The organism is Kitasatospora sp. RG8 (assembly GCF_017813315.1).
In the GTDB taxonomy this organism is placed as follows: domain Bacteria; phylum Actinomycetota; class Actinomycetes; order Streptomycetales; family Streptomycetaceae; genus Kitasatospora.
Genome location: NZ_JAGIYX010000012.1, coordinates 66,146 through 85,473, shown reverse-complemented (window position 1 = coordinate 85,473; position 19,328 = coordinate 66,146). Strand labels below are relative to the sequence as shown.

Genomic DNA, 19,328 nt, shown 5'->3' with positions numbered 1-19,328 from the left:
GGGGCGGCCTCAGGCCGGCGGATCCACCAGGCAGGGTCTCCCGGTCGCGGCGGTCCTCAGCACCCGGGTGAGGACGTCGAGGCCGTGCGGGTCCACCGGCAGCGCCGGCCAGCGGTCGGGGCTCGCCTCGACCACCGCGGCCACCGGGCGCCAGCCCCCGCGGACGCGGGCGACCGTCACCTCCCAGACCGCGTAGCGGTTCGGGTGGCAGATCCGGACGGTCCCCTCGTGGGTGTGGACGGTCCAGCGGAAGTCCAGCGTGACCGGATCCGGCCCGGTCCGGATGCGCTGCCACTCCTCGTCCGTCCACTGCACGTCCGGGACGGGGTGGGGGCGCGACACCCGCATCCCTCCCCTCCCCGGCCCGTCCGTGACGCTGCCGGGCTCCGGGAACGCCCAGGCCGGAAGCGGCTCGCGGGCGGCCATCCAGGCCGCCGGGATGCCCGTGGTGCCGGTGTACGCGGCGACCACGCCGCCGGTGATGGCGGCGACGGTGTCCATGTCGCCGCCCGCTCCGACGGCCTCCCAGACGGCCGCCGGGTAGTCGGTGAGCCGCCGGGCCGCGCACCAGAGCGCATAGGGGACGGTGTCGGCCGCGCTGGTCCGGCTGCCGTTGCCGAGCGCCCTGGCCGCGACCTTGAGGTCCGGCTCGGCGAGCAGCCCGACGGCCTCGTCCAGACCTTCCTGAACGGCTCCCATCGGCGTGTGGTAGCTGACCTTCTGCAGGAAGCTCGCGGGTGTCATCCTCGTCGTCCGCGCCTGGACCGCGAAGGCCGCGGCCACCGCGACGGCGATCGCGCCGTCCACCGCCTGCGGGTGTGTGTGGGTGATCAGCGCCGTCTCGACCGCCGGCCGGATCGCCTCCGGCGGATTCGCGGCGTACAGCGCCCCCAGCGGCGCCACCCGCATCGCCGCGCCGTTGCCGTACGAGCCCTGCCCGTCGAAGAGTTCGGCGGCCAGGGCCTTGGCGTCGCCGCCCTCGCGGACCAGCCGCAGCAGGCGGTTGGCGGCCGGGCCGTAGCCGCGGTCGAAGTCGTGCCGGCGGGCGAAGGAGTGGGTGAGGTCGAAGGTGTCGACGGCGCCGCGTTCGGTCCGGGCCGCGTACACCGAGCAGGCCATCTCGGTGTCGTCGGTCCACGGCCAGGGGCCGGGCGGTGCGGTGCGGGCGGCGAAGTGGGCCGCGGCGGTGTCGGGTACGAAGAACTGGGCGCCGAGGGCGTCGCCGACGGAGAGGCCGTTGAGCGCGTCGAGCGCGGGACCGCTGTGAAGGGTACTCATCGCGCCCAAGCCCAGCCCCCCGACCGGTGCGGCGTCAACCTCATTCCCGGCCCGCGACCCCGGAGAGGGACGTTTCGCATACCTCCGACCCGGGCGGGAAGCACCCGGGCATGACCAGCGCCGTCCTCCTCGACCCGCTGCTGCTGCTCGGCGCCGACCAGCAGCACATCGTCACCCGGGCGCAGTTGCGCCGCCTCGGCGTGCCGTCCGGCACCATCGCCCACCGGCTGCGCCCCGGCGGCCCGTGGCAGCAGGTGCTGCCCCGGGTGATCTGCCTGCAGACCGGGAGGCTGACGTCGCATCAACGGCTGCGCGCGGCACTGGCGTACGCGGGGCCGAAGGGCAGGGCGGTGCAGGGCGGCGAGGTGCTGCTGACCGGGGTCGCCGTGCTCGCCGACGCGGGACTGCCGTCCGCCGGGCACCCCGCGGATCTCGCGGAGGTCGACGTGCTGATCCCCGGCCAACGCCGGGTCGCCGACCGGGGGTTCGTCCGGGTGCACCGGGCGGCCGGGGCGATGCCGGGCGGATTCGAGCGGGACGACGGGCTCTGGAGCACCACCGTCCCCCGGGCGTTGGCCGACCTGGCGCCGAGCGAGACCGGGCGGCGCCGGTTCCGGGCGCTCTGCGCGGAGGCGGCGCAACGGCGCCACTGCGCCTTCGGGGAGCTGCTGGACCAGCTGCTCGCCCGGCCCGGCGCGCTCGAACTCCCGCACGTCGCACAGGTGGTGGAGGATCTCGCGGCCGGGTCGCGGTCGGTGGTGGAGGGCCAGGCCCGGGAGCTCGTGCACGGGACGGGCCTGCCGGACCCACTCTGGAATCCGGTGCTCTTCCTGGACGGCCGCTTCCTCGCCGTCCCGGACGCCTACTGGCCGCACGCCTGCGTGGCGCTGGAGATCGACTCCCGGGCCTGGCACCTGAGCCCGGCCGACCACGAACGCAGCCTGGCCCGCGCCAACCGGCTGACCGCCGCGGGCCTGCCGGTCGTCCGCACCACCCTCGTCCGGCTGCGGCGCGATCCGGCCTCCGTGCTCCAGGAGTTGGCCGCCCTCCTCGCCACCGGCCCGCACGGCCCGCACGCGCGGATCAGCTGGCGACGGGCCCGGTGAGGCGGCGGGCACTGCGCGGAACGGGCAGCCCCTCCGCCCCGGCGGGCGCCGGCACCGAACGCCGACGCCACCGGCAGACGGCGAGGGGCGGGACCGGCGGACTCCCCCTACCGGCCGCCGTGTTCGGCCCCGGCCGCGTCGGCGGCGGCCACCAGGCGCTGGAGTTCGGCGAGATGGCCGCTCAGGGCCGCACGGCCGGCCTTGGTGGCGGCGAGCCACGTCCGCGGGCGCTTGCCGACGTAGCCCTTCTTCACCGCCACGTAGCCGGCCTCCTCCAGTGCGGCCGCGGCCTTGCTGAGCACCGAGTCGGAGACCGCGCAGTGGTCCCGGACGGCGCCGAACTCGGCCTCCGCACAGGCGCTCAGGAAGGCGAGGGCGGTGAGCCTGGTCGGGTGCTGGAGCAGCGGGTCGAGCGCGGCGGGCATCAGCGTGCCCCGAGCTCTCGCCGGATGCGGGCGTTCAGCCACACGGCGCCCGCCCAGAACGCCGCGCCTGCGGCGATCCCCACCGCGGCGCCCACCCAGCGGGCGTCGCCACCGCACGCGAAGGCGAGCCCCGCCGCCACCAGTGCCGCCCCGACCAACTGAAGGAACGCCCGGCGGACCAGATGCCCGAAGGCGGGCTCCAGCCGGTGCACGATGCCGCCGCTGCGGGCGGTGACCACGGCCAGGCAGACGGTCAGCGCGGCGAAGGCCACGGCCAGCAGGATGCTCAGCCAGGCCAGGTGCGCGTGGGTGGCCTGGCCGACTCCCGTCCCGTAGAGCGCGAAGGAGACCGCGAAGGCCGGGCCGAACCACACCGGCAGGGATCGCGGGGCCCGGGCGGCCGCCTGGGCCCGCAGGGCGAGGCGCAGCGCCTCGGCGGCGGGAAGGTCGACGGGCCGGACGGGTTCGGAGCTGCTCATGGAATCCCCCCTGGAATCCGCGCGAGGGCACCGCGCCCCCGGCGGTCCCACTATGGCATCCATATTCCAAGTTGGAAAGTACTCTCAGTACCGCAGGACTCTCGGGACCGCAGAACTCTCAGTGCGGCAGGGCCCTCAGTGCGGCAGGGCTCTCATGACCGCAGGATCCTCAGCAGCGCGGGTCGATCTCCTGGAAGCTGCCGTAGTGGTCGGCCGTCCAGTACTGCTCGCCGGCGCCACCCGTGACGACGCGTCGGGTGCCGCGGTCGCCCGAGCCGGGTGTGACGACGGTGAACTCGTGGTAGTAGCCGGAGGTCTTCCGCGGGAGGCGGTTCTCGCGGTTCTCGAAGACGATGCCGTCGGAGCGGTACGGGTACGGGCCGCCCTTGGCGATCAGACCGAGGGTGTCGAGGGCCTGGCCGGGCAGCTTGGTGCGGCAGACGTCGGCGAGCGCGGGGTCGGCGGGCACCCAGGTGGCGGCCGGTGACGACGGCCCGGGCGCGGACGAGGCCGGCGCGGACGGCTTGGGCGCGGAGGACTTGGGCGCCGCCGGACCCGTGGCGGAGGCCGTGCCCACGGCGGCCTCCGGGCGGCTCGTCCCGTCGTCCGAGAGTACGTACCCGGCCGCGGCCGCGATCACGCAGATCAGGGCGGCCACGAGGACGAACAGGCGGTTCTTGCTGGTCATGCGCTCCAGCTTGGCAGCCGGCCCGGCCACCGCCGGACAGCCACACACGTGGCCACGGCCACACCCCGCGCACACGGGGAAAGCGGCCGGGGCGGGAACGGACGCCGTTGTCCGTTCCCGCCCCGGCCGCGTTACGTACGCCGGTTCTCCTGCGCCGAGCTCCGGTGTACGCCCTCCCTGGTGGGAGGGATGCGGTCAGCGAAGGGTTCGCGCCGTGGTCGGACGGGCCCTCCTCACCGATGCCTGGTGAGGAGGGCGCCTACCCGCCTCAGCGCGAGTCGCTGCCCGCGGTCTCGATGGCGGCGCGGCCGGCCTCAAGGCGCGCCACCGGGATCCGGAAGGGGGAGCAGGAGACGTAGTCCAGCCCCACCTCGTGGAAGAAGTGGACCGACTCCGGGTCGCCGCCGTGCTCGCCGCAGACGCCGAGCTTGAGGTCGGGGCGGGTGGCCCGGCCGGCCTCGACGGCGTGCTTGACGAGCGAGCCGACGCCGTCGCGGTCGATGGTCTCGAACGGGGAGACCCCGAAGATGCCCTTCTCCAGGTAGGCCGTGAAGAAGGAGGCCTCCACGTCGTCCCGGGAGAAGCCCCACACGGTCTGGGTGAGGTCGTTGGTGCCGAAGGAGAAGAACTCGGCGGCCTCGGCGATCTGGCCGGCCGTCACGGCGGCGCGCGGCAGCTCGATCATGGTGCCGAGCTTGATGTCCAGCTGGACACCGGTGGACCGGGAGACCTCGGCGAGCACGCGCTCGCACTCGTCGCGGACCAGCTCCAGCTCCTGGACGGTGCCGACCAGCGGGATCATGACCTCGGGGCGCGGGTCCCCGCCGGCCAGCTTGCGCTCGGCGGCGGCCTCGGCGATGGCACGGACCTGCATGCCGAACAGGCCGGGGATGACCAGGCCGAGGCGGACGCCGCGCAGGCCGAGCATCGGGTTCTGCTCGTGCAGCTTGTGCACCGCCTGGAGCAGGCGCAGGTCGTTCTCGTTCGGGTCCCTGCGGGCCTCGGCGAGGGCGACGCGCACCGACAGCTCGGTGATGTCGGGCAGGAACTCGTGCAGCGGCGGGTCGAGCAGGCGGACGGTGACGGGCAGCCCGTCCATCGCCTGGAAGAGCTCCAGGAAGTCGCCCTTCTGCATCGGCAGCAGGGTGGAGAGCGCGAGCTCGCGGTCCTTGTCGTTGTCCGCCAGGATCAGGTGCTCGACCTCCTTGCGGCGCTCCTCGCCGAGGAACATGTGCTCGGTGCGGCAGAGGCCGATGCCCTGGGCGCCGTAGCGGCGGGCGCGCCCGCCGTCCTCGGCGTTGTCGGCGTTGGCCCGCACCGCGAGCCGGCGGCGGCCGTCGGCGTGCGACATCAGCCGGTGCACGGCCTGGACGAGGCCGCCCTGGACGTCGGCGCCGGCGTGCAGGGTGCCCTCGAAGTACTCGACCACGGGGGACGGCAGCACGGGTACCTCACCGAGGTAGACCTTGCCGGTGGCACCGTCGATGGAGACGATGTCGCCCTCCTCCAGCACCAGGCCGTCGGAGGTGGTCATCCGGCGGCGCTTGGTGTCGACCTCAAGCTCCTCGGCGCCGCAGACACAGGTCTTGCCCATGCCGCGGGCGACGACGGCGGCGTGCGAGGTCTTGCCACCGCGCGAGGTGAGGATGCCCTCGGCGGCGATCATGCCGTCCAGGTCGTCCGGGTTGGTCTCGCGGCGGACCAGGATGACCTTCTCGCCGGAGCGGGACCACTTCACCGCGGTGTAGGAGTCGAAGACGATCTTGCCGATCGCGGCGCCGGGCGAGGCGGCGAGGCCCCAGGCGATCTGCTTCGAGGCGGAGTCGGGGGCGAAGCGCGGGAACATCAGCTGGGAGAGCTGGCCGCCGGTGACCCGCATCAGGGCCTCGTCCAGGTCGATCAGGCCCTGGTCGACCAGCTGGACGGCGATCCGGAAGGCCGCGGCCGCGGTGCGCTTGCCCACGCGGGTCTGGAGCATCCAAAGCTTGCCGCGCTCGATCGTGAACTCGATGTCGCAGAGGTCGCGGTAGTGGTTCTCGAGCTTCTGCATGATCGCCATCAGCTCGTCGTACGACGACTTGTCGAGCTTCTCCAGCTCGGACAGCGGCAGCGTGTTGCGGATGCCGGCGACGACGTCCTCGCCCTGGGCGTTGGAGAGGTAGTCGCCGTAGACGCCGACGGCGCCCGTGGAGGGGTCACGGGTGAAGGCGACACCGGTGCCGGAGTCCTCACCGAGGTTGCCGAACACCATGGAGCAGACGTTGACCGCCGTGCCCAGGTCGTTCGGGATGCGCTCCTGGCGGCGGTAGAGCCGCGCGCGGTCGCCGTTCCAGGAGTGAAAGACGGCGTGGACCGCGAGGTCCATCTGCTCGCGCGGGTCCTGGGGGAAGGCCCGGCCGGTCTCGCGCTCGACGATGCCCTTGAACACCTCGACCAGTTCCCGGAGGTCGGAAGCGTCCAGGTCCAGGTCGTTGACGGTGCCCTTGGCGTGCTTGGCCTCGTCCAGGGCCTCCTCGAACAGCTCGCCGTCGACGCCCAGCACGGTCTTGCCGAACATCTGGACCAGGCGGCGGTAGGAGTCCCAGGCGAAGCGCTCGTTGCCGGACTGGGCGACCAGGCCGGTCACCGAGGCGTCGGAGAGGCCGATGTTCAGGACGGTGTCCATCATGCCGGGCATGGAGAACTTGGCACCGGAGCGGACCGAGACCAGGAGCGGGTTGTCGGCCTGGCCGAGCTTCTTGCCCATCTCCTGCTCAAGGGCGTCCAGGTGGGCGCTGATCTCCTCGTGGAGCGAGGCCGGCTCGGTGCCGGTCTCCAGGAAGACCTTGCAGGCCTCGGTGGTGATGGTGAACCCCGGAGGGACCGGGAGGCCCAGGTTGGTCATCTCGGCCAGGTTCGCGCCCTTGCCACCAAGAAGATCCTTGAGGTCCTTGTTTCCTTCGGTGAAGGAGTAAACAAACTTCTGCTGGGACGGCACGGGTCGGTCTCCTCGCACACGGTTGCCCTGACGCCGGAGAACATACCCATTTCGAAGGCACTTCTGCGCCGCCAATAGGCCGTACGAGGCCAGTACTCGGCGGTAACCCGGCAGATCGAATGCACATAAAGGCGTTCACCTCTGTTGGTGAAATCGTCCGGATGACGCTAGCTTGCCTTCAAGTCTTGAAGGCAAGGAAACCGGAAGATCACACGACTGGGACGGAAAGTAGCGGTCGGCCGTCCACCATGCCGCCCCGGCTTGATTTCCTGCACCCGGACCGGCCGATCCCGCGCCACCCCCTTCGGGAAGCGATTCACCGCCGATGTGGCCATTTCGTCCCCTGAGTGACCGTCAGTCGCCACCGTATGTGGCAAGCGTCACGAGCGCATCTCGCCCGCCGGACGTAGTCCTCCTCCGTCGATCGTCGCACTGCGTCCACGGATGCGCTCGTTCCGTGACATCAGTGCACCAAAAAGGAGCCCTCTTGGCCAGATAGGACAAGAGGGCTGGGACGCGGTGGCAATCACCGGTCCAGGGGCGTTTTTGCCACTACGGACAGATCATCCGCCGGAGGTGTCCGATTCGGCGTCTGCACTGGGCAGGGCGCAGTCGTACGGATCGTCCAACCAGCCTTCCGGCAGAACCACCCGGTTGTTGCCGCTGGTGCGCCCGCGCGGGCCGTCCGCACCGGCCGGCCAGAGCTGGGACTGCTCCACCTGGGCGAGGGTTTCGGCCAACCCGGCCAGCGAGGAGGAGTTGGCCAGCCTCACCCGCAGCTCGGAGCCGACCGAGAAGCCCTTGGTGTACCAGGCCACGTGCTTGCGGAAGTCGATCACGCCGCGGGCCTCGTCGCCGATCCACTCGCCGAGCAGCTGCGCGTGGCGCACCATGGCCCGCGCCACGTCGGCGAAGCTCGGGCGGGCGTAGTCCACCTCGCCCTCGAAGATCGCGACCAGGTCCTTGAACAGCCACGGCCGCCCCAGGCAGCCGCGGCCGACCACCACGCCGTCGCACCCGGTCTCGCGCATCATCCGCACCGCGTCGTCCGCCGACCAGATGTCCCCGTTGCCGAGCACCGGGATGTGCGCCGGAACGGACTCGCGCAGCCGGGCGATCGCCGACCAGTCCGCGGTGCCCCCGTAGTGCTGGGCCGCGGTGCGGCCGTGCAGGGCGATCGCGGACACGCCCTCCTCGGCGCCGATCCGGCCGGCGTCCAGGTAGGTGAGGTGGTCGTCGTCGATGCCCTTGCGCATCTTCATGGTCACCGGGAGGTCCCCGGCGTTGGCGACCGCCTCGCGGAGGATCTCGCGCAGCAGGTTCCGCTTGTACGGCAGCGCCGAGCCGCCGCCCTTGCGGGTCACCTTGGGGACGGGGCAGCCGAAGTTCAGGTCGATGTGGTCGGCCAGGTCCTCGTCGGCGATCATCCGGGCCGCCTTGCCGACGGTGACCGGGTCCACCCCGTACAGCTGGATCGACCGCGGCTTCTCGCTCGCGTCGAACCTGATCAGCTGCATCGTCTTGGCGTTGCGCTCGACCAGGGCCCGGGTGGTGATCATCTCCGAGACGTACAGGCCCTTGCCGCCGCTCTGCTCGCGGCAGAGGGTGCGGAACGGCGCGTTGGTGATGCCGGCCATCGGTGCCAGCACGACGGGCGGCCACACCTTCATCGGGCCGATGGTCAGCGGCGCGAACTCGTCGGTGGTCGCGGTGGGTGCGGGCGTGACTGTCATGCGCGGCTGACCTCGGGGACGGGGGCTCGGGACTCTTCATTGTCCCCCACCCGCGGATCGGGCCTTCAGCCGTCCGGTCCGGCCGTCCCCCGCCGGTCAGGAGCCGCTCGCCGGCCCGGCCCCGCTCCGGGCCGCGGCCCGGTCGCCGCCCGGCCCCGGGTCAGCCCTGGGCCGGGACCACGTTCACCGCGCCCGAGGTGGTGGAGATCTGGACGGTGTCCGGGCTCGCGGGGTCGGACAGCCCGGTGTCGACGTGGACGTCGCCCGAGCCGTGGTCGACGGCGAAGTTGTAGCCCGAGCCGTGCGGCAGGGTCACCGACACCGATCCCGAGGTCGCACCGACCGACACCACGTGCGGCGGGCGCGCGAAGCCCAGCTCGACCGCGCCGGAGGTGGCGTTCACGTCGACCCGGCCGGAGCCGAGGCCGGTGCCCTTCACCATCCCGGACGTGGTCCGCGCGTACACCTGGCCGGAGAGCCCGGACAGCTCGATCGCCCCCGAGGAGGCGTCGAGCCGGACGTCCCCGCTCAGACCGGCGACGTCGACGCTGCCGGAGGTCGCGCCGCCGTCCACCGAGACGCCGGCCGGCACGTCCAGCTCGATCAGCGCGCCGCAGCCGACGTCCACCACCGGCAGCACCTGGTTGCAGCGCATCCGGACGGTGACCACGTCGCCCACGACGAGGGTCTCGACCCGCGGCCGGCGCACCGTCCAGTCCAGCCACTGGGTCACCACGACCCGGCCGGGCTCCCCCGGCCTGATGCGCACCGCCGCGGTACCGGTGTCCAGGTGCACCCTGGTCGCGGCGACCGGATACGTCCGGTAGTACGTCCGTTCCTGCTGCACCACCAGTCCCCAGGTCTGCACGGCGCCGAACGCCATGGTCAGCGCCATCGCCAGCGTCCCGGTGATCCGCCAGGCCCGGTGCCCGCCGACCGTCCCCCGTCCCCACCCCACCGCTACCCGACCTCCAGGAACCGCAGCACCGCCAGCACCCGGCGGTGGCTGGCGTCGGCCGGCGGCAGGTCGAGCTTGGTGAAGATCGAGTTGATGTGCTTGGCCACCGCGCTGTCGCTGACCACCAGGGCGGCGGCGATCGCGGCGTTGGAGCGGCCCTCCGCCATCAGGCCGAGCACGTCCCGCTCGCGCGGGGTCAGCTTCTCCAGCGGATCCCGGTGGCGGCGGACCAGCAGCTGGGCAACCACCTCCGGGTCCAGCGCGGTACCGCCCTCGGCGACCCGCTGGAGGGCGTCGACGAAGTCGTCCACGTTGGCCACCCGCTGCTTGAGCAGGTAGCCCACCCCGCTGGTGTTGGTGGCCAGCAGGTCGGCCGCGTACCGCTCCTCGACGTACTGGGAGAGCAGCAGCACCGCCACCTCCGGCCACTGCCGGCGGATCATCAGCGCCGCCCGGACACCCTCGTCGGTGAAGCCGGGAGGCATCCGCACGTCCGCCACCACCACCCCCGGCCGGTGCTCCTCCACCGCGGCGAGCAGCTCCTCGGCGTCCCCGACGGCGGCGGCCACCTCGAAGCCCACCGCCTCCAGGACCTTGACCAGGCCGACCCTGAGCAGGACCGAGTCCTCGGCGATCACAGCGCGCACGGCAACTCCACGGTGATGGTGGTGGGACCCCCGAGGGGGCTGAGAACGGACAGCGTGCCGTCGACCGAGGCGGCCCGCTTGCGCAGGCCGGTCAGCCCGGTGCCGCGCGAGGCGTCCGCGCCGCCGACGCCGTCGTCGCTGACGACCAGGAGCAGCCGGCCACCGGCCGTCCGCACCGAGAGCTGGACCCGCGAGGCGCGGGCGTGCTTGGCGACGTTGGTCAGCGCCTCGGAGACGGTGAAGTAGGCGACCGCCTCGACGGTCGGCGCGATCCTCTCGGTGAGGTCGACGTCGAGCCGCACCGGCAGCGGGGCGCGCGCGGCGATGCCGGACAGCGCCGCGTCCAGGCCGCGGTCCTCCAGGACGGCCGGGTGCAGGCCGCGGACCAGGTCGCGCAGTTCGTCGATGGCGGCCTGGGCCTCCTCGTGCGCGTCCACGATGACCTGCATGACCTCGGGCGGGACGTCCTTGAGGGCGCGCCGGGCCAGGCCCAGGTTCATCGCCAGCGAGGTGAGCCGCTGCTGGGCGCCGTCGTGCAGGTCGCGCTCGATCCGGCGGCGCTCGGCGTCGACGGCGTCGACCAGGCCGGCCCGGCTCTCGGCGATCTCCTCGACCCGGCGCTCCAGCGTCTCCGCCCGGCCCGGGCCCAGCATCCGCCGGGCGGCCGTCTCCTCCAGCCGGGCCAGCAGGGCGCCGGCCCAGGGCAGCAGCGCGAGCAGGACGGCGCCGCACAGGGTCACCGGGACGTCCAGCTGGAGCGGGTGCACCCGCACCGGGCTGGACGACGGCATCAGCCACGCCCAGCCGAGGACGGTGGTCAGCAGCAGGCCGGCGCCCCACGCGTACAGCAGGCAGAGCGAGCCGAGCGCCAGCACCGGGCCGACCAGCAGGTGGTAGCCGGCCTGACGCCAGCTCACCCCCGTGCGCAGCCGGGTCAGCAGGCCCGCAGGGATGTCCGCGGACCGCAGCAGCGCCGGCACCTCGACGCCGCGCAGGGTGCGCAGCCGGCCGCGCTGAGCCGACGTCAGCAGGCGCAGGCAGAGCAGGGTCAGGAAGGTGACCGGCAGGAAGGCCTTGGGGGTCAGGCAGGCCAGCCAGATCGGCATGGCCAACGGGATGCCGGCGGCTATGAACCGGACGTCGCGCCAGGCGGCGGCCGACCACGGCGGGCGCTCGGCGCTCCTGGCGAGCGCTCGGCGCAGCGGGGTGGAGGGCATGCCCGACAGCGTAGGCCCCGAAGATCGACTGACGCCATGAAGGGGGATGGAGGTTGGGGGTGTACCTGGCTACACCCCCGATTCGGAGCGGGACACTACCGACGCCGGGGGGTGGTGCGCGGAAGTCTTGAGGACATGACGAGCCCTGCACCGCACTCCGCCACTCCGCCCCACGGGCGGCCCGCCCCGGGCGCCGGGACGGCCGACGCCGAAGGCCCGCTGCCCGTCGGACCGGCCGACCCGGCCGGGCCCGCCGGTCCGCGCGGTCCGTGGGCGGTGCGCAGTGCCCGGGCGACGCGGGGGCGCGCGGCGCTGGAGGTGTACGAGCACGGCGAGCTGTTGGACGTCCTGGTCGCGGCCCGGCTGACCCCGCACCTGCTGCGCGGTGCCCGGCGCTGCGCCGTCCCCGGCTCCCGCGGGCGGTACGGGCTGGCCTGGGGGCGACTGGCGCAGGACGGCGCGGCGCCCGCCGTGCGGTTCACCGGCGGGTGGCTCGGGCGGGGCGGCCGGGTCACCGGGAGCCCCGAAGTCGTCACGGTGGCAGGGGAGTTCTGGCTCGCCTGGGCGCACGGGCGGTTCGACGGGGTGCTGGTGGAGCACGCGGGCGGCTGCGAGCGGCAGTCGCTGGCGCGGGTCCCCGGCCGTCGGCGCGGTGGCGTGACCGGCGGTGCGCGATGAGCACCGCCGTCCTGGGCGCCGCGGTTCGCGGCACCACGGTTCGCGGCACCACGGCTCGCGGCGCCACGGCTCCGGCCACCGCGGCGCTGCCGGCGTGGGCCGAGCGGGTGCCCGCCTTCGCGGCACTCGCCCTGCTGCCCTGGCTGGCGGTGCTCGCCGTCGGCCACGAGACCCCGTGGGTCGTCCTCGACCTGCTCGAACTCGCCGCCCTGCTCTCGCTGGACGGGCTGCTGCGCCGCCGCAGCCCGTCCGCCGTCCTGCCCGCCGGTGCGGTGGCGCTGCTGCTCACCGGCGACGCCCTGGCCGACATCGGCACCGCCGGCACCGGCCTGCCGCTGCTCGCCGCCGTGGTGATGGCCGGCTGCATCGAACTGCCGCTGGCCGCGCTCTGCCTGGCGCTCGGCCGCCGCGCGGCCCGCGCCTGACCCACCGCGGTCCGGCCGGGACCCCGCCCCGGTTCCCGGTGCTACGCCCCGCTCCGGTACCCGGTGTTACGCCTCGCTCCGGTACCCGGTGTTACGCCTCGCTCCGCGCCCGTTCCTGCGCCCCGCCCCGGAGCCCGCCCGCCATCAGCGCCATCCGCTCACGGGTCTCCTCGTCCCTGGGCGTGTAAGCGATCAGGCGGGCGCTCGGACGCGGCCCCAGCCAGAAGTTCGTGTAGTCGCAGTGCAGCAGCCCGACGCCCGGCACCATGAACCGCTTCAGCCCGTTGCCCGGGAGCATCACGTCGTGCCGCTGCCAGGCCGCCTCGAAGTCCGGTGAGGCCTTGCGCAGCCGGGCGAGCAGCGCCTTCCAGGCCGGCTCGGCACTGTGGTCGGCCATTCCCGAGCGGAACCGGGCCACCATCCCGTCCCGCTCGTTCTCGTGGTCCACCAGCACATCCCGGAACCGCGACGGCGTGAACGCCATCCACATCAGGTTCCGGTCCTCGAAGGGCAGTTCGTCGAGGTTCCCGACGAGGTGGGTGTACGAGGGGTTGTGCGCCAGCACGTCGTACCGGGTGTTGACCACCGCGGCCGGCATCGGCGACATCTGCTCCAGCACCAGCCGGATCGCCGGAGTCACCGTCAGGCACTCGCGTACCGGCGCCGGGTCCTCCGTCCCGGCCAGCACGAACAGGTGGCCCCGTTCGGCCGGATCCAGCAGCAGCGCGCGGGCGACCGCGTCCAGCACCTGGGCGGACACCTGGATGTCCCGCCCCTGCTCCAGCCACGTGTACCAGGTCACTCCGACCGCGGCGAGCTGCGCCACCTCCTCACGGCGCAGCCCCGGCGTACGGCGGCGGCCGGTCATCGGCAGGCCCACCTGCTCGGGCGCGATCCGCTCGCGGCGGCTGCGCAGGAAGGCCGCCAGCTCGTGCCGGCGGGCCTCGTCAGGGGCGGGGACGGCTCTCACCGGCGCGGTCGTGGCGGGCGTGGTGGACAGGCTCATGCACCCAGCATGCGCCACCGCGCATCCTGTTGCCAGGTACTTCTTATACCTGGATAACCACACTCTGGTACCAGGTTGGCGGGCGGCGGATCGTATGACCCGTGACCCCACAACTCGCCGTCGCCAAGACCACCGTCGCCGCACCCGCCCGTCCCGCCGGACCGGCCACCGCCGCCTCCGCCGCACCGGACACCGCCCCCTCCCCGAAGCCCTCCGCCGAGACCTCCGGACAGGCCTCCGCCACGGCCGCCCCGGGCTCCGTCCTCGGCACCGCCGGGCTGGTCACCGTCCTGCTCGGCGCCTTCCTGCCGATGCTCGACTTCTTCATCGTCAACGTCGCCCTGCCCACCATCGACCACGACCTCGCCGCGGGCCCCGCCGTCCTGGAGCTGGTGGCCGCCGGCTACGGCATCGCCTTCGCCGTGCTGCTGGTCCTCGGCGGGCGGCTCGGCGACATCTTCGGCCGCCGGCGGCTGTTCGTCGTCGGCGCCGCCGCCTTCGCGCTGACCTCGCTCGCCTGCGGACTCGCCCCCGGTGCCTGGACCCTGGTCGCCGCCCGCGCCGCCCAGGGCGCCTCGGCCGCCCTGCTCATCCCGCAGGTGCTCGGCACCATCACCGCCGCCACCCACGGCGCACGCCGGGGCCGTGCGCTCTCCGTCTACGGCGCGGTCGGCGGCATCTCGGTGGTGATCGGGCAGGTCCTCGGCGGGATGCTGGTCGCCGCCGACCTGTTCGGCAGCGGCTGGCGCTCCGTCTTCCTGCTGAACGTCCCGTTCGCCCTGCTCGCCCTCGTCCTGGCCGTCCGTTACGTCCCCGAGAGCCGGGCCGAGCAGGCCGCCCGCGTGGACGTCCCCGGAACGCTGCTGCTCACCGCCGCCCTGCTCGCCCTGCTCGTCCCGCTGATGGAGGGTCGCGCCGCCGGATGGCCGCTCTGGTCCTGGCTGCTGCTCGCGCTCTTCCCGGTGTTCGCGGTCGCGTTCGGCGTGGTCGAGGTGCGCGCCGAACGCCGCGGCGCCACCCCGCTGGTGCCGCCCAGCCTGCTGCGGATCCCGGAGATGCGGCGCGGCCTCGGCATCGCGCTCCCCTACTTCGGCGGCTTCGGCGGCTTCATGTTCGTGATCGCCGTCGCCCTCCAGCAGGGCCTCCACCTCGGGCCGGTCGCGGCCGGCTGGGCGCTCGTCCCGATGGCCGCCGGCTACTTCGCCGCCTCGCTGTCCGGCCCCCGTCTGATCGGCCGCTTCGGCAGCCGCGTCCTCACGGCCGGAGCCGTGGTGCAGGCCCTGGGCCTCATCACCCTGGCGCTCACCGTCCTCGCCGACTGGCAGCACTTCTCGCCGCTGCGGATGGCCCCCGGCGTCGCCCTCGCCGGCATCGGCCAGGGCCTGATCGGCACCCCGCTGTTCCGCGTCGTCCTCTCCAAGGTCCCCGCCGACCGCGCCGGCGTGGGCAGCGGCGTCCTGGCCACCGGCCAGCAGTCCAGCCTCGCCCTCGGCGTCGCCACCCTGGGCAGCCTCTACCTGGCCCTCTCCTCGACGCTGGGCATGGACCGCGCCCTGGCCCTCTGCCTCGGCATCCAGCTCCTGGGCTCCTTCACCATCCTGTACCTGACCACGCGTCTGCCCCGGTCCATCGGCTGACCGCCCCGGACGGCCGGGTCGCGGACGGCGCCGCGCCCACCTGCCCCCGACGGGGCGGGCGGGCGCGGCGCCGTTTGTCGGCAGTTGTCCGTAACATCCCGAACGAACCCACCCCACCGAATAGTTGATATGCCGAGCAGTCAAAACGATCTATGCTGTCCGGGTTCACGAACCTTCCCCGTGATCTCCCCATGAGAAGCAGGTCTGCTTGATGAAGTTGCCCCGGGCGTCCGCTGTCCTCGCTGCGGCTGTGCTGGCCCCCACCGTCCTGTTCCCCTCGATGGCGTCCGCCGCGGACCAGCCGAAGCCCACCGGGCTCTCCGGTCCTGACACGGCGTCCGACCCCGCCGGGGACCACGACACCACCCAGGAGGACCGGGACCGCGCGGAGATCCAGCGCATCCTCGCCGACAAGGAGACGGGGCGCGGCGTCCGCGAGGCCGCCGAGAAGGCCCTCAAGGGCAGCGCCGCCGACCTGCGGCACTTCTTCGAGGTCGAGCTGGACAAGCAGCGCCAGGACGACGACCGGGTCAAGCTCTCCCAGATCATGGCCGCGGGCGGCCCCGCCGTGAAGAAGGCCGCCGGCGCCGCACTCGACGGCACCTACGCCGACGTCGTCAAGTTCCTCAAGGAGGGCCAGTACACGGCCCGCGCCGAGGACGACGACCGGGCGGCGGTGGAGCGCATCCTGGCCGACAAGGAGAGCGGCCCCGCCGTGCGCACCGCCGCCGAGAAGGCCCTCAAGGGCGGCGCCGCCGAGCTGCGCCAGTTCCTGGAGACCGGCCTGGAGGAAGCCCGCACGGCCGACCTCAGGCTGAAGGCGGTGCAGATCGCCGACGCCGGCGGGCGCTCCGTCAAGGAGGCCGTCGACAAGGCTCTGCGGATCAACACCGCCGAAGCCCTCCACAAGCTCTTCGACGAGGACCTGCCCAAGGCCCGCGCCGAGGACGACCGGGTCGCGGTGCTCGTCATCATCGCCAACAAGGAGACCGGCCCGCGGGTCAACGCCGCCGCGCAGAAGGCGCTGAGCGGCACGCCCGAGGACGTCCGCCGCTTCCTCGAAGTCGAGCTGCCGGCCCTGCGCGAGAGCGACGACCGGGTGAAGGTCTCCCAGATCATGGAGGCCGGCGGCCCCGCCGTGAAGAAGGCCGCCGGCGCCGCACTCGACGGCACCTACGCCGACGTCGTCAAGTTCCTCAAGGAGGGCCAGTACACGGCCCGCGCCGAGGACGAGGCCAACGCCGCGGCCGCCGCCAAGCCCACCCAGCCGGCCCCGCAGCCCGACAAGGCCGCCCAGGGCGCTGGTACCGGTACCGGCACCGGCACCGGCACCGGCACGACCGTCCAGACCGCCGCCGACGTCTCGACCAACGGCACCAGCCCGGCCGCGGCCCACGCGCCGGCCCCGGCGGCCACCTGGACGACGACCACCACGGCCTCCGGCCGCCTCGCCGCCACCGGCGCGGGCGACGACCTCGGCTGGGAGGCCGGCGGCGCCGCCGCGGCCGTCGCCGCGGGCGCGGCCCTGGTCGCCGTCTCCCGCCGCCGCCACTCCACCGGGAGCTGACCCCGGCTTCACCCGATGACGGCGTGCCCCGGCCCACCGGCCGGGGCACGCCGCTTTCTGCGGGCCGGGGCGGCGAGCCTCCGGGCCCCCGGACCTCCGGGGCACCGGACCTCCGGGGCACCGGGCCTCCGGGGCACCGGGCCTGCGGACCCCCGGTGCGAACACGCCGTTCCACCGCGGGCGTTCGCCCCTCCCGTCGGCGCCACCACCAGTGCGGAGCGGGAGGTCGGCGGGTCCGACTTCCCACTCCGGCCCTCAGGTGTCCCTGGCCGGCACGCGTTCCGCGTCGAGCCAGACGGTGGTGAGGTGCCGGCCGTCGCCGCGGAGGCGGACGGCCGGGGGGAGGTCGTAGCCGAGCGCGTCCAGGACCTCGGCACTCGGGTAGCCGAAGAGGTCGATGCCGTCGAGGACCACCGGGGCGGTCAGGCAGAGCGGGTCCCGGGTGAGGCCGACAGTCGCCAGGCCGCGAACGTCCTCGTAGCGGCCGTAGCGGTCGCCGACGTCGCCGTGGACGTCGAGCCGGACGCCCTCGTACTCCGCCGTGAACGACCAGCCCGCCCCGCAGACCCACCCCTCGCGCACGTCCGCGACGGTGGCGACGGCCCACTGCGCGGTCCGCTCGTCGTCGCCGAAGCGGAGCACGCCCGCGCGGCCGGGCAGACGGAGGCCGACGCCGGGAAGGATCTCGAACATACGACGATGATTCCGATCCGAGAGCCCCGGCCGCAACCGGCGTACGGGGAAAGCGTTGGCACCGCCCACCCCCTTCGTGTCAGGATGACGATATGAGCAGCACGTACACGGGGAACCCCCTCGACGCCCGGAACCGCGCGGAGTTGACGGCAGCGGTCGCGGCCGGCGCGCAGCCGAAGTGGCTGATGTTCTGGGGCCACCGGCCGCAGCGGGACGGGTCGGTCGGGCCGGGATCGCTCAGCCAGTGGTGGCCGTCCGGGTTCACCGTCGACGGGGTGGCGTACGCCAGCGCCGAGCACTGGATGATGGCGGGCAAGGCGCGGATGTTCGGGGACGAGGCGATCGTGCCGCGCATCCTGGCGGCCCGCACCCCCGCCGAGGCGAAGAAGCTCGGCCGGCAGGTCAGGGGCTTCGACGAACCCGCCTGGGCGGCCGGGCGGTTCGAGCTGGTCACCCAGGGGAACGTCGCCAAGTTCGGGCAGGACGAGGCACTGCGCGCGTACCTCCTCGGCACGGCGAGCCGCGTCCTGGTCGAGGCCAGCCCGGTGGACCGGCTCTGGGGCATCGGACTCGCCGCCGACGACGAGCGTGCGCAGCGGCCGGCCGACTGGCGCGGGGAGAACCTGCTCGGGTTCGCCCTGATGGAGGCCCGTACCCGGCTGGCGCGGTGAGCACCGTCGCACACGTCCTGGACGCCGCGGTGGTCGTGTCGGCCGTCGCCGCCCTGGCCGTCACGCCAAGGGCGTTGCGACGGGAGGTCCGGCCCGGGCGCGCAGGCGCGCCCGGGCCGGAGGCGTTGCTCGCGATCGTGGTGGCGCTGATCCTCGTCAACCAACTGGCCTTCGCCGTCTACGTCCAGCGGGTGCACGGGGGGAGCACCGAGTTCATCGCGCGGTACCTGCCGCCCGGTTGGTTCGACGTGCCGCGCGGCAACCCGGTCGTCGACTGGTTCGCCGCGCACACGCCCGCGCCCGGACTGCTCGCACCGTCCGTCCTGCGTGTCCAGGCGTTCCTCGAACTCCCGCTCGTGCTCCTCTCGTTCGCCGCGGTGCTGCGCCGGCTGGACCGGGTGCTGTACGTCCGGACGGCCCGCTCACCGCTGCTCCCGCTCGCCGCGGTCTCGTACACCGTCGCGTTCTGCGCGGTCGAGTGGGACCTCCGCAACCCGTACACGGTGGACGACATCGTCATCCGGGTCCTGTCGGCGGTCGTCACCCCGCCGCTCCTCGCCTGGATCGCGGGACGGGAGCCCGACACCACGCCGTACGCCCCCCGGCCGCTCGTCTTCGCGGTCGACCTCTGGGCGTACGGCCATCTGATGCTGACGCTGTACGACAGCGTCCTGCTCTACAACCTCGCCCGCCTCGGCCCCAGGCTGGAGAGCACGCTCACCGTGCTGGCCGTGCTCGTCGCGACCACCTTCGTCCCGCGGTACGAGGAGCTTCCCGGCCCGCGCGTCACGGCGCTCTCGCACACCCTCGGCCGGGGCCTGGCGCTGTTCCTCGTCCCCGCCCTCGCCATCCGGTACGCCAGCAGCTTCGGCACCCCCGGGGTCGCCGCCGCGGCGGGCGCCGTGGTGCTGCTCGCCGCCGTGGCCGGGCACGCGGTCCGGCTCGCGCTGCCCGCCGTCGCCGGCACGGCCGCCGGCGCCCTGGTCGTCCTCTGGTTCCCGGCGCCGTACTACGAGGCAGCGCTGCTCCCGGCGGCCGTCGTCGGGCTCCTCGCCGCCACCGCCACCTGTGCGGCCCTGGATGCGACTCGCCAACCGCTGGACGCACTCCCGTAACTCGGCAGCCGTATACCGACGCCAGGAT

At 73.8% G+C, this 19,328-nt stretch carries 18 protein-coding genes; 7 read left to right on the top strand and 11 right to left on the bottom strand.

Going from position 1 to position 19,328, the window contains the following annotated elements:
* Nucleotides 1–9: 9 nt before the first annotated feature.
* A complete protein-coding gene (locus J5Y04_RS19545) occupies nucleotides 10–1,278 on the bottom strand; it encodes an ADP-ribosylglycohydrolase family protein (RefSeq protein WP_209413368.1) in 1,269 nt (422 codons plus the stop codon).
* A gap of 110 nt (nucleotides 1,279–1,388) precedes the next feature.
* On the opposite strand from J5Y04_RS19545, the gene J5Y04_RS19540 reads away from it, so the two are divergent.
* Nucleotides 1,389–2,384 (top strand): hypothetical protein, encoded by a 996-nt coding sequence (locus J5Y04_RS19540; RefSeq protein ID WP_209413367.1) that lies wholly within the window; start codon nucleotides 1,389–1,391, stop codon nucleotides 2,382–2,384.
* A 107-nt stretch (nucleotides 2,385–2,491) separates the two neighbouring features.
* On the opposite strand, the gene J5Y04_RS19535 is transcribed toward J5Y04_RS19540, so the two are convergent.
* The 8 genes from J5Y04_RS19535 to J5Y04_RS19500 all read right to left on the bottom strand — a co-directional run bounded on the left by J5Y04_RS19535 (nucleotide 2,492) and on the right by J5Y04_RS19500 (nucleotide 11,508).
* Complete coding sequence (locus J5Y04_RS19535) at nucleotides 2,492–2,809, bottom strand: transcriptional regulator (protein ID WP_209413365.1); 318 nt, start codon at nucleotides 2,807–2,809, stop codon at nucleotides 2,492–2,494.
* The gene (locus J5Y04_RS19530) at nucleotides 2,809–3,288 is read right to left on the bottom strand and encodes a hypothetical protein (RefSeq protein ID WP_209413363.1); all 480 of its coding nucleotides are present in this window, start codon (nucleotides 3,286–3,288) and stop codon (nucleotides 2,809–2,811) included. Before J5Y04_RS19530 ends, J5Y04_RS19535 begins: the two co-directional genes overlap by 1 nt.
* Before the next feature lie 169 nt (nucleotides 3,289–3,457).
* Nucleotides 3,458–3,976, bottom strand: a complete 519-nt coding sequence (locus J5Y04_RS19525) for a ribonuclease domain-containing protein (protein ID WP_245205065.1) — start codon at nucleotides 3,974–3,976, stop codon at nucleotides 3,458–3,460.
* Nucleotides 3,977–4,244: 268 nt separating this feature from the next.
* Nucleotides 4,245–6,953: a pyruvate, phosphate dikinase gene (gene ppdK, locus J5Y04_RS19520; RefSeq protein ID WP_307853200.1), complete on the bottom strand. Its 2,709-nt coding sequence runs from the start codon at nucleotides 6,951–6,953 to the stop codon at nucleotides 4,245–4,247.
* Nucleotides 6,954–7,516: 563 nt separating this feature from the next.
* Nucleotides 7,517–8,686 (bottom strand): tRNA dihydrouridine synthase DusB, encoded by a 1,170-nt coding sequence (gene dusB / locus J5Y04_RS19515; protein ID WP_209413360.1) that lies wholly within the window; start codon nucleotides 8,684–8,686, stop codon nucleotides 7,517–7,519.
* 160 nt (nucleotides 8,687–8,846) lie between these two features.
* Nucleotides 8,847–9,644, bottom strand: a complete 798-nt coding sequence (locus J5Y04_RS43560) for a DUF4097 family beta strand repeat-containing protein (protein WP_209413358.1) — start codon at nucleotides 9,642–9,644, stop codon at nucleotides 8,847–8,849.
* Nucleotides 9,645–9,646: 2 nt separating this feature from the next.
* On the bottom strand, nucleotides 9,647–10,291 hold the full coding sequence (locus tag J5Y04_RS19505) for a response regulator transcription factor (RefSeq protein ID WP_148645238.1): 645 nt from the start codon (nucleotides 10,289–10,291) through the stop codon (nucleotides 9,647–9,649).
* Nucleotides 10,279–11,508, bottom strand: a complete 1,230-nt coding sequence (locus J5Y04_RS19500; protein ID WP_209413357.1) for a sensor histidine kinase — start codon at nucleotides 11,506–11,508, stop codon at nucleotides 10,279–10,281. The genes J5Y04_RS19505 and J5Y04_RS19500 overlap by 13 nt, the downstream gene beginning before the upstream one ends.
* 135 nt (nucleotides 11,509–11,643) lie before the next feature.
* Here J5Y04_RS19500 and J5Y04_RS19495 point away from each other — a divergent pair, with 135 nt between their 5' ends.
* Nucleotides 11,644–12,186: a hypothetical protein gene (locus J5Y04_RS19495; protein WP_209413355.1), complete on the top strand. Its 543-nt coding sequence runs from the start codon at nucleotides 11,644–11,646 to the stop codon at nucleotides 12,184–12,186.
* Nucleotides 12,183–12,611, top strand: a complete 429-nt coding sequence (locus J5Y04_RS19490; RefSeq protein WP_209413353.1) for a hypothetical protein — start codon at nucleotides 12,183–12,185, stop codon at nucleotides 12,609–12,611. The genes J5Y04_RS19495 and J5Y04_RS19490 overlap by 4 nt, the downstream gene beginning before the upstream one ends.
* A 91-nt stretch (nucleotides 12,612–12,702) precedes the next feature.
* Here the strand turns inward: J5Y04_RS19490 and J5Y04_RS19485 are convergent, their stop codons facing one another.
* Nucleotides 12,703–13,617 (bottom strand): helix-turn-helix transcriptional regulator, encoded by a 915-nt coding sequence (locus tag J5Y04_RS19485; RefSeq protein ID WP_209413352.1) that lies wholly within the window; start codon nucleotides 13,615–13,617, stop codon nucleotides 12,703–12,705.
* A gap of 101 nt (nucleotides 13,618–13,718) precedes the next feature.
* Here J5Y04_RS19485 and J5Y04_RS19480 point away from each other — a divergent pair, with 101 nt between their 5' ends.
* On the top strand, nucleotides 13,719–15,254 hold the full coding sequence (locus tag J5Y04_RS19480; RefSeq protein ID WP_209413350.1) for an MFS transporter: 1,536 nt from the start codon (nucleotides 13,719–13,721) through the stop codon (nucleotides 15,252–15,254).
* Nucleotides 15,255–15,465: 211 nt separating this feature from the next.
* The gene (locus J5Y04_RS19475; protein WP_209413349.1) at nucleotides 15,466–16,821 is read left to right on the top strand and encodes an ALF repeat-containing protein; all 1,356 of its coding nucleotides are present in this window, start codon (nucleotides 15,466–15,468) and stop codon (nucleotides 16,819–16,821) included.
* A gap of 255 nt (nucleotides 16,822–17,076) precedes the next feature.
* On the opposite strand, the gene J5Y04_RS19470 is transcribed toward J5Y04_RS19475, so the two are convergent.
* Nucleotides 17,077–17,514 carry a hypothetical protein gene (locus tag J5Y04_RS19470; protein ID WP_209413348.1) on the bottom strand — a complete coding sequence of 146 codons (438 nt, stop codon included), beginning with the start codon at nucleotides 17,512–17,514 and terminating at the stop codon, nucleotides 17,077–17,079.
* A gap of 92 nt (nucleotides 17,515–17,606) precedes the next feature.
* Here J5Y04_RS19470 and J5Y04_RS19465 point away from each other — a divergent pair, with 92 nt between their 5' ends.
* Together J5Y04_RS19465 and J5Y04_RS19460 are read left to right on the top strand one after the other, a co-directional pair.
* The gene (locus tag J5Y04_RS19465; RefSeq protein WP_209413346.1) at nucleotides 17,607–18,185 is read left to right on the top strand and encodes an NADAR family protein; all 579 of its coding nucleotides are present in this window, start codon (nucleotides 17,607–17,609) and stop codon (nucleotides 18,183–18,185) included.
* Nucleotides 18,182–19,300: a hypothetical protein gene (locus J5Y04_RS19460; RefSeq protein WP_209413344.1), complete on the top strand. Its 1,119-nt coding sequence runs from the start codon at nucleotides 18,182–18,184 to the stop codon at nucleotides 19,298–19,300. Before J5Y04_RS19465 ends, J5Y04_RS19460 begins: the two co-directional genes overlap by 4 nt.
* Nucleotides 19,301–19,328: the final 28 nt, after the last annotated feature.